Origin of the sequence: Flavobacterium sp. HJ-32-4 (genome assembly GCF_022532105.1) — a bacterium.
In the GTDB taxonomy this organism is placed as follows: domain Bacteria; phylum Bacteroidota; class Bacteroidia; order Flavobacteriales; family Flavobacteriaceae; genus Flavobacterium.
In genome coordinates this window covers 2,503,525-2,513,236 of the sequence record NZ_CP092832.1, presented here as the reverse complement: position 1 = coordinate 2,513,236, position 9,712 = coordinate 2,503,525, and the positions used below count along the sequence as shown (strand labels likewise).

Sequence of the window (9,712 nt, the reverse complement as noted above, 5' to 3'; positions counted from 1 at the left end):
AAACAAAATGCTGTTATCAATAATAACAAAAAGAAATGGCGGAACAAATTTTTTTTTGGGGAAGTAACATCCGTTTCCTGCGTAACCGAATGAAGATGAGCCAGGAAGACTTTGCGGCGAAGCTTTCGATTTCCCGCTCGAAACTGGCAGCGCATGAAAGTGGGAAGACAGCGAATCCTCCGGTGGAGGACCTTTATCGGTTCTCTGGTTTTTTCCGGATGAGCATCGATACCCTGCTGCGGGTCGACCTCTCGCGGATCGGTGAACTAAAACTGAGGGAACTGGAAGCGGGAAATGACGTATATATAGCAGGCGGGCAGATACGCGTGCTGGCCATTACGGTCGACCGGCAGAACCGCGAGAATATGGAATACGTTCCCGTGAAGGCAAAGGCGGGGTATGCGGCGGGCTACCACGATCCGGAGTTCATCGCCTCGTTGCCGAAATTTGCATTGCCGAACCTTCCGAAAGGCGGTACGTTCCGGATGTTTCCGACGACGGGTGACAGCATGTTGCCGATTCCGGAAAACAGCGATGTGATCGGGCGGTTTGTCGACAATTGGTATGAGTTGAAGCCCAAAACCCTCTGTATCGTCATCCTGAAAGGGGAACAGGACATGGTATTCAAGCAGGTGACCCTTACCGGGCGTACCTTCCTGCTGGAATCATTGAACCCGTTGTATGCTCCGTATGAAGTGAAGGCGGAAGAGGTAGTGGAAATCTGGAAGTTCCATAGCTTCCACAGCAAAGACCTGCCGAACGGTACGGCGGATTTGGATGTGGTGGTACGGATGATGCAGGAAATGAAAGGAGAGTTGCAGGAGTTGAAAGCGGGATTGGGTGGGTAAACCCGCTGCTCGCTGCCCCTCTCCTATTCAGGAACTTTTACGCAAAATCCCGCGCAATCACCTCACGCAACGACGTGGGTTGCTTTCCTGTCACGCGGAAGACATCGTCTGTCAGGAAGTCGACATGATGCTGCGCGATGATTTGGTAAACATCCGAAAGATACTGTCCGATAAAAGCCGGTGCACCAGACGCCGCCAGTACCTCTTTGAAGGTTTCCGGCGTGGGATTCGGATAGGATATGGTCTTTCCTAACTGCTCCGATAGTAAACGAGCCGCATCCTCATACGACAAAAGCTCCGGACCTGTCAGGCAGTAGGTAGCGTGCGAATGTCCGTCCGACAGCAACACCTCGGCCGCCACATTGGCAATATCGGCTACATCCACAAAACCAACTTTCCCCATGCCGGCGGGCATGAAGACGATGTTGCGCTCGAGGATATTCTCTCCCTCATAGTTCCGGAAATTCTGGCTGAAGAACGACGGTTGCAGGATGGTATAGTCGAAGAACCCCTCCTTAAGTTGCTGTTCGATTTTGGTGTGGAAATCGAGCTGGCTGCCCATTTTATCTGCCTGCAAGGCCGAAAAATACACCACACGCGCGATACCCCGTTCTTTAAGATGGTCGAGAAAAGGGCTTACCAATTCATATAATTGCAAATCGAGCGGAGGCCCCAGCACAAACACCTTTCCGACTCCTTCCAATGCCCCGTCATAGGTGGTGGCATCCGCAAAATCGAAGGCACGCACCTCTACTCCGTCCCCAAACAGTTCACGGGCCTGGGTTACATTTCGGCTTCCTACTACAAAATCGGCCTGGCGTGACCGAAGTTGGGCCACCAGTGCTTTTCCATTCGTTCCGGTTGCCCCGGTCACAAGAATTTTCTCCATTTTTACGTTTTTTAAAATTCAATAGTTACTTTTGAGAACTCAAAGTTAAATAGTAACTATTGCCGTCACAAGAAGGCACAACCACAGCACCAACGCACATGGAGGTAACTATTCAGGAAAATACGACGCTCACGAGCGAAAAAAAATTTCAATCTTTTTTTGCGGAGGCGAATGCCACGCGGGATATGGCCTGCCCGGTGCGCGATATCCTCGCCCGCGTCAGCGATAAATGGTCGCTACTGACGATTTACGCCCTTGGTGGCTATGGCACCATGCGGTTCAATGAGTTGAAACATCGCATCGGGGATGTATCGCAGCGCATGCTGACCGTGACGCTTCGCAACCTCGAGGAATGCGGACTCGTATCACGACACGTCTACGCCGAAGTACCGCCGCGGGTGGAGTACAATCTTACCGAACTCGGACGAAGCCTGATGCAGCATATGGTGCCGTTGGTGGATTGGGCACTGTTGCACGGTGACGAAATCATGAGGAATAGGAATGGGAAGAAATAGTGCTACGGACGGTAGGAAGGGTTATTCATGTATCCTGTAAAGTCCGGATCGTTTCCCTACATTTATCAGAAGTAACAGCAAAAACAGTTTGGACGATATGGATACGACATCGGAAGCACAGCAGCAGGTGAATTCAGACCAGGAAACGCTAAAGGCCTACTTTTCCCAGGTCGGATTCGACCAAACTGACAGCGAACAAATCGCACAGTGCTTCACCAAACGATCTTTTGATAAAGGACAGTATTTTGTAGAGGAAGGCAAAAATTCCTCGCAGTTGGGATTTGTCGAAACCGGGCAATTCCAATACTATTCCATATCCGAGAAAGGGGAAGAACGCACTACGTATATTTCGCTGCCTTCTACTTTCGTGGCGTCACTGCTACCCTACCTGACCGGCACCCCGGCGCGAGAGAATATACGGGCGCTGACCCCCTCGACACTTTGGGTCATAGAGAAAAAGGAAGTGGAGGCACTACAAAATCAAATGACCGGGTTCAAAGATTTTTACGTAAAACTCCTTGAATGGCAGATCTGTTGTATCGACAAAGCCAAATTCGACCTTATCACCCTGTCTGCCGACGAGCGCTACGAGAAACTGTTGAAAGATGAGCCTGAACTACTCCAGCAGGTGCCGTTGCAATACATCGCTTCTATGTTGGGCATCACCCCACGGCATCTTAGCCGGCTCAGAAGAAAAAGTTAGGGTAAAGCACTTTAGGACATTTGTCCAGTAGATCCTTTTTGCATCGATTGACCTTTGTATCGTAATAAAACTCAATCGTATGCAAACAAAAAGTATGTGGGCTTTCCTGCTTTTACAAGCTGGTTTCGCCTTTTCGCAGGACACGTTTCCTAAACACACCTTAAGTATCAATGCGTTCCGAAATCCGTCAATCGGTCTGGAATACCAACACCGAAACGTGTCGGTTCACGCAGGCTACTATCCTACTAATTTTGAAAGTGGTGTCACGACCGAGTTCTTGAAGGCCGGGGTGACGTATTGGTTTCTGCCGGTAGACAAACAGCAACTCCCGTCGTCATTTTATGCGGGTGCCTCCTACCTACGGGGCCTGACGCGATCGTACAAGGATGACAATGCCGTAGCCCTTGAGGCCGGTTTCAGGTGGTACGCCTTTAAGGGTATGCAGCTGCGGTTGGGAGTCATTGCGCTGGCGGCTAAAGGCCATGACGTTAAAGTGAATCCGACCCCCAGCATCGGCTATTCTTTCTCATTCTGACAAAATGGAAACAGAGCGGAAACTCGGTCTTTTACTGATCGCAGGTGCGATGGGTGTTATGATTCCTTATACGCTTTTGACACTAATCTTTGACTATCCTGCCATTTTACGACAGGATCCGGGTGTCATCCTGACCTCTTTTTACCAAGGCGGAAACCCGTTGATCCTGACGTGGTGGGCTTTTGCCATGCTGGGAATACCTCTTGTGATTGCCTGTGTGTTACTGGGACAGAAACTGGAAGGAACGTTTCACTTTATCCGTTGGGCGACGACGCTGGGTGTGGTCGGACTTCTGGTTCAGATGATTGGCCTGCTGCGTTGGACGTTTGTGGTGCCGCTGTTGGCCCGGAACTTCGTCACCGGAAATGCAACAACGAAAGAGGCAAGTATCGTCGCCTTTCAGATCGTGCACCAATATGGCGGCGTGATTCTGGGAGAACACATCGGGCAACTTTTCACCATCACGTGGACCGTTATGATCACGTATGCCTTCGCAAAACTGAAATGCGTTTCAAAAGCTACTATCGGACTGGGTTATGTCTCGTCTGGCATCTACGTTTTGGCTCAGACGGAGCTCTTCGCGACGATTATACCAGGGTTTCGGGAGGTTCCACTCGCCGGTTTTGTAGGAAGTACGCTTTGGATTTTGTGGCTTGTGCTGGTGGGTATAGAAATGATTAAGCAAAAGAGGCGCGTTAAACCTACCTATACTCAGGAATATGAAAAAAACCCTTTGAACCGAAATTCAAAGGGTTTTGTTTTTGCTTTTGGTAAGCTTGCGGAGGAAGAGGGATTCGAACCCCCGGACCTGTTACAGTCAACGGTTTTCAAGACCGCCGCGATCGACCACTCTGCCATTCCTCCAAACAAAACGGCTTCCCGTAATGCGGTTGCAAATATAGCAACGCATTTCGGTTTTCCAAACATTTTTTTTGGAAAAATCCGTAGTGCCTGGCAATCAGGATGCCGCATTTTTAGTCGGTAATTCGTATCTTGGTGACATACCGACCACCACCCACATGAACCGCAAAGATTTCCTGAAAACCACCGCCCTCGCATCGCTGACACCACTCATGGCGCGTAACCTGCCGTCCTTCCTCTCTGCCCTTCCGGAAGTTCGGACGCCGGTTACCCAACGCAAATTCCGGAGCGACGCAGTTGAAAACCTACTACAATCACTCCGTCCCCGTTTTGCCGATGCCGAAATGGGCTGGCTGTTCTATAATTGCTTTCCCAACACACTCGATACCACCGTCGATTTTACCGACGGTACCCGGCCCGATACGTTTGTCATCACCGGCGACATCCCCGCGATGTGGCTCCGCGACAGCACGGCGCAGATCCTTCCCTATCTTCCGTTGGCGAAGAAAGACCCGAAACTGAAACGCCTGTTGGCCGGCGTCATAAACCGCCAAACCGACTGTATCCTCATCGATCCCTATGCCAATGCCTTCAACAAAGGCGCGACCGGAAGCGACTGGGCGAACGACATCACCGCCATGAAACCCGAACTGCATGAACGCAAATGGGAAATCGATTCACTGTGCTACCCGATTCGCCTCGCGTATCATTATTGGAAGGATACGGGGGATACGACACCCTTCGATGCATCCTGGAAAAAAGCCATGCAACTTGTGATACGGACGTTTCGCGAGCAGCAACGGAAAGAAAACAAAGGACCGTACCAGTTTATGCGGGTGACGTCGCGCAGTATCGACACCCCTCCGTTGGATGGTTATGGTTTTCCGATAAAGCCGGTCGGACTCATCGCATCGATGTTCCGTCCGTCGGACGATGCCACGGTGTTTCCGTTTTTGGTCCCGTCCAACTTTTTTGCCGTAGTATCCCTGCGGCAAATGGCCGAAATGGCCGACGCTTTCGCGGATGTGACGCTGGCCGCTGATACCCGTACACTAGCCAATGAAGTGGAAAAAGCACTCAGGGAATACGCCATTGTCGACCACCCTCGGTTCGGGAAGGTGTATGCCTACGAGGTAGACGGCTTTGGGAATCATTTATTTATGGATGACGCCAATGCACCTAGTTTACTTTCAATGCCCTATTTCGGAAGTTGCCCGCCCGATGACCCGATTTACCAGAACACGCGGCGTATGGTGCTAAGTGACGCCAATCCGTATTATTATGACGGGAAATACGGTAAGGGAATCGGGGCGCCGCACACACCGGAGAACCAAATCTGGCCCATAAGCCTTACCATGCAGGCGCTGACGTCATCGGATGAAGCTGAAATCCGGATGTGTCTCCAGACGCTCAAAACAACGCACGCAGATACGGGCTTTATGCATGAATCCTTCCATAAAGACAATCCAAAGCAGTTTTCGCGACCCTGGTTCGCGTGGGCGAATACGTTATTCGGGGAGTTATTGTGGAAACTGGCGCAGGAAAAACCCGCACTCGTACTGAGGAGTTAGTACGAAACGTACTCCACGATCTCCAGTCCGTAGCCAATCATACCGACGCGTTTCGTTTGCTCGGAATTGGATACGAGACGGATTTTGCAGATGTCGATGTCGTGCAGTATCTGGGCACCGATACCAAAATCCTTGACGTCCATCTTGATGTCAGGCGCACGGAGGTTGCCTTGTTCCTGCAGTGATTTCAGTTCTATGATGCGGTTCAGCAATTCTACCGGCTGCACTTCCTGGTTGATAAACAGGATGGCACCCCTTCCCTCTTCATTGATCCGTTGAAACATATGTTCCAGCTTTCGGTCGGGATTGTTCGTGAGCGTTCCCAGAATATCACTGTTTACGTGCGTGGAGTTGATGCGCGTCAACACTGGGTCGCCCTGGTTCCAGGACCCTTTCGTCAAGGCAATATGCACCATTTTATTGGTCGTCTGCACGTAGGCCCGCAGGCGGAAGGTACCGAAACGGGTTTCCACATCGAAATCTTCTTTCTTGACAATCAGGCTGTCGTGCTGCATGCGATACGCTACCAAATCCTCAATCGACACGATTTTCAGGTCGTGTTTACGGGCGACTTCCATCAACTGGGGTAAACGCGACATTGTGCCGTCTTCGTTCATGATCTCGCAGATGACGCCCGCCGGTTTGAATCCGGCCAAACGGGCAAAATCGATGGCCGCTTCCGTATGTCCGGTACGGCGTAACACCCCGCCCTGCTTCGCAATCAAAGGGAAAATGTGACCCGGTCGTGCCAGATGATACGGTTTGGTTTCCTCATCAATTAAGGCGAGGACAGTCTTGGCGCGATCCGAAGCGGAAATCCCGGTCGTGACGCCATGGCCTTTCAGGTCAACCGATACCGTGAACGCAGTTTCCATATGGTCGGTGTTATTGGCCACCATCGAATTGAGTTCCAACTCGGCACAACGCTTTTCGGTCAGCGGCGCACAGATGAGTCCACGCCCGTGCATCGCCATAAAATTGATCATTTCCGGAGTGGCTTTTTCTGCTGCTGCCAGAAAATCGCCTTCGTTTTCACGGTCTTCGTCGTCGACCACGATGATGACTTTACCCTGGCGGATGTCTTCTATGGCTTCTTCAATCGTATTAAGTCGGATGGGTGTTGACATGGCTACAGGTTGTGTTCAGAAAGTTTCAGGCGAAGGGCCCGACTATTCAGGAGGTGGAATACCGGGTAAAACGGGAATCCCAATACCAGGCAAATGATAAACGGCACACCGATTTTGGTTTTCAGCGCTTTGGCAACGTCTTTCAGGTCATTGAGTGCTTTATAAAGCGTGACGAAAAAGAAAATCAGCATCACGAAAGCGGCTATGGCGAGTCCGGCCTTCGAACGGTTATTGTTGAAAACGAGGGCTAGCGTCACAGCCATCAGGTAGATCATGAGTGTCACTTTCGCGCGGAAGCGATAGGTGGCGACATCATCCTGCAATAACTCATACTTTTCGTCAAAAAGACGTTTACTGCGGTACAAACTAGCTTGTGTAATCCCACGTGACGCAAGTATTTTCAGGGTATTGATACGTGTTGTCTCGGCAAGACCATTTCGTTTTGCGTCGTATACCTGCTGCACAAGCGCTTCATCATCCCATTGTTGCAATGCCTCCCATTCACCATCTTCCACCGTTTCAATGGCATCGAGGTTGATGACGCGATCCGATACCAGAAAACTCGGACGTATGGCATTATGGGCAAACAACTTCCGGAAAGGAATCGTAATGAAATCGAAGTCAAATTCCACTCCCCGGTCATCCGTGGCCCGTTTGGTAAGGAAGAGGGCAAGTGGCGTCAATACAAAAGACGACATCCAGGCGCCGGCAAAAGCAGGAATACCATTCTCCTGCGCGATTTTCTTGCCAAACGTATTGATGAAGTGGAACGTAATGAAAATGAGGATGGCGAAAACGATAGGTAATCCGAGTCCGCCTTTTCGGATAATCGCACCCAACGGCGCACCGATGAAAAACATCAGGAGACAGCTATAGGCGATGACGAATTTATCGTACACCGAAAGCCAATACGTGTTGATGTTCTTATCGCGCTCTTCAAACTCGGTCTTCGCGCGATCGATGATGAAGCTCGTGTTCTCGATATTTCCCCTCGCGATATCCAAAATACGGGCCCGCTCTTCTTTGGTATACGGTCCCAGCAGGTCATCTTTGGACGCGGCCGAACCTTTGACGGGCGCTACTTTTGTCGTATCGGATGTGGTGGGGAAAGAGGAAACGGTGTTATAGCCCGTCCGCACGATGACGTTATCGGCATACGAACGACGCTCTTTGTCATAGGCCGTATCCAGTGAATCGAGCGTATAGCGCAATTCCCCAAGGTCGAGCATGACACTGGCATTGGAAATATGCTCTTTGTCGACGTCGTTTTCGTTGAGTTTCGACAGGTCCATATTAATGATGTACTGTCGGAAGGCGGTTTTCGCGAACGGCATTTTCCGCTGCTCGTTGATTTTGTTGGGATACACATCCTCATATTGGTAGCCATCGTGCAGGACAAGTTGGAGGATATTCGAATCGGCACTGCTGCGAAGATCGCCTGTCTTGGCTTTGATGACCGCCGTGGCACCTCTTCCGATGCTTTTCTTATGGATGGTGACACCTTCGAGCTTGTTTCCGTTCGGACCGGTTTTCTTGTCGACCTTGATGTTGAAACTGCCCACATCGTTGAACTGTCCTTCTGCAATCGCCATGGCCGGCTTCTCGCGTCCGATATTGGCTTTGATGTTCTGGAAGCGGTATTGGGAATACGGAATGATGTTGTTGGCGAAGATGAACGCACACACGGCCAGCGCCAGGATGAACAGGATGAGGCTTCGCATGGCGCGTTGCAACGACACACCCGATGATTTCATGGCCGCAAACTCGTAGTTCTCGGAAAGATCCCCGAACGTCATGATGGACGCCAGTAGCACCGACAACGGCAATACCAACGGCACGATGTTCGGCATCGCGAAAAGCAGGAATTTGGCAATCGTAGAGAAATCGAGATCCTTACCGGCGAGTTCGGCAATGAACAGCCAAACGGTCTGGAGAATAAAAATGAAAAAGAGGATGACGAATACAGACAGAAACGTTTTTACGAACTGCTTCAGTATGTACTGGTCGAGAATTTTCACCTAGCGTCAGTCTAGCTTGTTGATGTAGTAATTGGGATATTTACTCTCGACAAAGGTAAACTGATTTTTCGATAATGGCTGGTTGGTTTTAAAAGAATTAACGGTAAGTGTCGTGCGGGTACCGTTTTTACCGGTTTCGATCAGGTTGTAGATGTTTTTGGTCTGGACGTCAATCCCGAGAAGGATTTCTTTGCGTTGGTCTTTTCCAACCGGAACCAGCTTGATATACTGTATTTTACGTCCTTTGATGTTTTGCTCGATATCCCAATAGTATTTATAGCCACTATTGAAAAAGGTCAACATTTTTGACGGTGTGATGGCGTTGGCATCTTTTTCGTCAAACTTTGATATCGTGATTTCCTCGTCTTCCGGATTGATGGTATAGATTTTCTTTCCGTCGAAGAGTTTGGTGGTACCCATCAGGTTGAGTACGTAGAGATTTCCTTTAAGAATCACATTCCCTTTGCTTTCCTGGTTGATGTTCTCACGTGTATTGGAAAGCGAATACTTGAAATCGATGACGATATTGTCATACGATTTTACTTTGGCCGTCACTTCATCCAGCAGGTCTTTTGCTTTCTTGTCTTGCGCCGAGGCGGAAAAGACAGCAACCAATAAGACGAAGAACGGAAGGAATTTTTTCAT

Annotated in this window: 9 protein-coding genes, 1 tRNA gene and 1 pseudogene; 6 read left to right on the top strand and 5 right to left on the bottom strand. The window is 50.0% G+C overall.

The features are described from left to right. Nucleotides 1-35 precede the first annotated feature (35 nt). The gene (locus tag MKO97_RS10585) at nt 36-848 is read left to right on the top strand and encodes a LexA family transcriptional regulator (protein WP_241103190.1); all 813 of its coding nucleotides are present in this window, start codon (nt 36-38) and stop codon (nt 846-848) included. A gap of 37 nt (nt 849-885) precedes the next feature. Here the strand turns inward: MKO97_RS10585 and MKO97_RS10580 are convergent, their stop codons facing one another. Further along, a complete protein-coding gene (locus tag MKO97_RS10580; RefSeq protein WP_241103189.1) occupies nt 886-1,737 on the bottom strand; it encodes an SDR family oxidoreductase in 852 nt (283 codons plus the stop codon). Between the two features lie 98 nt (nt 1,738-1,835). Between MKO97_RS10580 and MKO97_RS10575 the strand changes: the two genes are divergently transcribed. From MKO97_RS10575 to MKO97_RS15145, 4 genes and pseudogenes are all read left to right on the top strand, one after another. Beyond that, nucleotides 1,836-2,252 (top strand): helix-turn-helix domain-containing protein, encoded by a 417-nt coding sequence (locus tag MKO97_RS10575; RefSeq protein ID WP_241103188.1) that lies wholly within the window; start codon nt 1,836-1,838, stop codon nt 2,250-2,252. A gap of 97 nt (nt 2,253-2,349) precedes the next feature. After that, the gene (locus MKO97_RS10570; protein ID WP_241103187.1) at nt 2,350-2,955 is read left to right on the top strand and encodes a Crp/Fnr family transcriptional regulator; all 606 of its coding nucleotides are present in this window, start codon (nt 2,350-2,352) and stop codon (nt 2,953-2,955) included. Nucleotides 2,956-3,034: 79 nt separating this feature from the next. Beyond that, the gene (locus MKO97_RS10565) at nt 3,035-3,490 is read left to right on the top strand and encodes a hypothetical protein (RefSeq protein ID WP_241103186.1); all 456 of its coding nucleotides are present in this window, start codon (nt 3,035-3,037) and stop codon (nt 3,488-3,490) included. A 4-nt stretch (nt 3,491-3,494) separates the two neighbouring features. Further along, nucleotides 3,495-4,145: pseudogene (locus MKO97_RS15145) on the top strand (DUF4386 domain-containing protein); the annotation flags it as partial. A gap of 124 nt (nt 4,146-4,269) precedes the next feature. On the opposite strand, the gene MKO97_RS10560 reads toward MKO97_RS15145, so the two are convergent. Next, a tRNA-Ser gene (locus MKO97_RS10560) sits at nt 4,270-4,354 on the bottom strand. Nucleotides 4,355-4,509: 155 nt separating this feature from the next. Here MKO97_RS10560 and MKO97_RS10555 point away from each other — a divergent pair. After that, on the top strand, nt 4,510-5,922 hold the full coding sequence (locus MKO97_RS10555; RefSeq protein WP_241105519.1) for a glycoside hydrolase family 125 protein: 1,413 nt from the start codon (nt 4,510-4,512) through the stop codon (nt 5,920-5,922). Here the strand turns inward: MKO97_RS10555 and ribB are convergent. Genes ribB through MKO97_RS10540 form a run of 3 tightly spaced genes read right to left on the bottom strand, consistent with a single transcriptional unit; the run spans nt 5,919 to nt 9,712 of the window. After that, nucleotides 5,919-7,049 (bottom strand): 3,4-dihydroxy-2-butanone-4-phosphate synthase, encoded by a 1,131-nt coding sequence (gene ribB, locus MKO97_RS10550; protein WP_241103185.1) that lies wholly within the window; start codon nt 7,047-7,049, stop codon nt 5,919-5,921. The genes MKO97_RS10555 and ribB overlap by 4 nt on opposite strands. 2 nt (nt 7,050-7,051) lie before the next feature. Beyond that, on the bottom strand, nt 7,052-9,067 hold the full coding sequence (locus MKO97_RS10545) for an LptF/LptG family permease (protein ID WP_319800058.1): 2,016 nt from the start codon (nt 9,065-9,067) through the stop codon (nt 7,052-7,054). Nucleotides 9,068-9,073: 6 nt separating this feature from the next. After that, on the bottom strand, nt 9,074-9,712 hold the full coding sequence (locus MKO97_RS10540; protein WP_241103184.1) for an outer membrane lipoprotein carrier protein LolA: 639 nt from the start codon (nt 9,710-9,712) through the stop codon (nt 9,074-9,076).

Bases quoted from the DNA above. Each gene is read 5' to 3' on its own strand.
- MKO97_RS10585 (WP_241103190.1), top strand. From the start codon at position 36: ATGGCGGAACAAATTTTTTTTTGGGGAAGTAACATCCGTTTCCTGCGT.
- MKO97_RS10580 (WP_241103189.1), bottom strand. From the start codon at position 1,737: ATGGAGAAAATTCTTGTGACCGGGGCAACCGGAACGAATGGAAAAGCA.
- MKO97_RS10575 (WP_241103188.1), top strand. From the start codon at position 1,836: ATGGAGGTAACTATTCAGGAAAATACGACGCTCACGAGCGAAAAAAAA.
- MKO97_RS10570 (WP_241103187.1), top strand. From the start codon at position 2,350: ATGGATACGACATCGGAAGCACAGCAGCAGGTGAATTCAGACCAGGAA.
- MKO97_RS10565 (WP_241103186.1), top strand. From the start codon at position 3,035: ATGCAAACAAAAAGTATGTGGGCTTTCCTGCTTTTACAAGCTGGTTTC.
- MKO97_RS10555 (WP_241105519.1), top strand. From the start codon at position 4,510: ATGAACCGCAAAGATTTCCTGAAAACCACCGCCCTCGCATCGCTGACA.
- ribB (WP_241103185.1), bottom strand. From the start codon at position 7,049: ATGTCAACACCCATCCGACTTAATACGATTGAAGAAGCCATAGAAGAC.
- MKO97_RS10540 (WP_241103184.1), bottom strand. From the start codon at position 9,712: ATGAAAAAATTCCTTCCGTTCTTCGTCTTATTGGTTGCTGTCTTTTCC.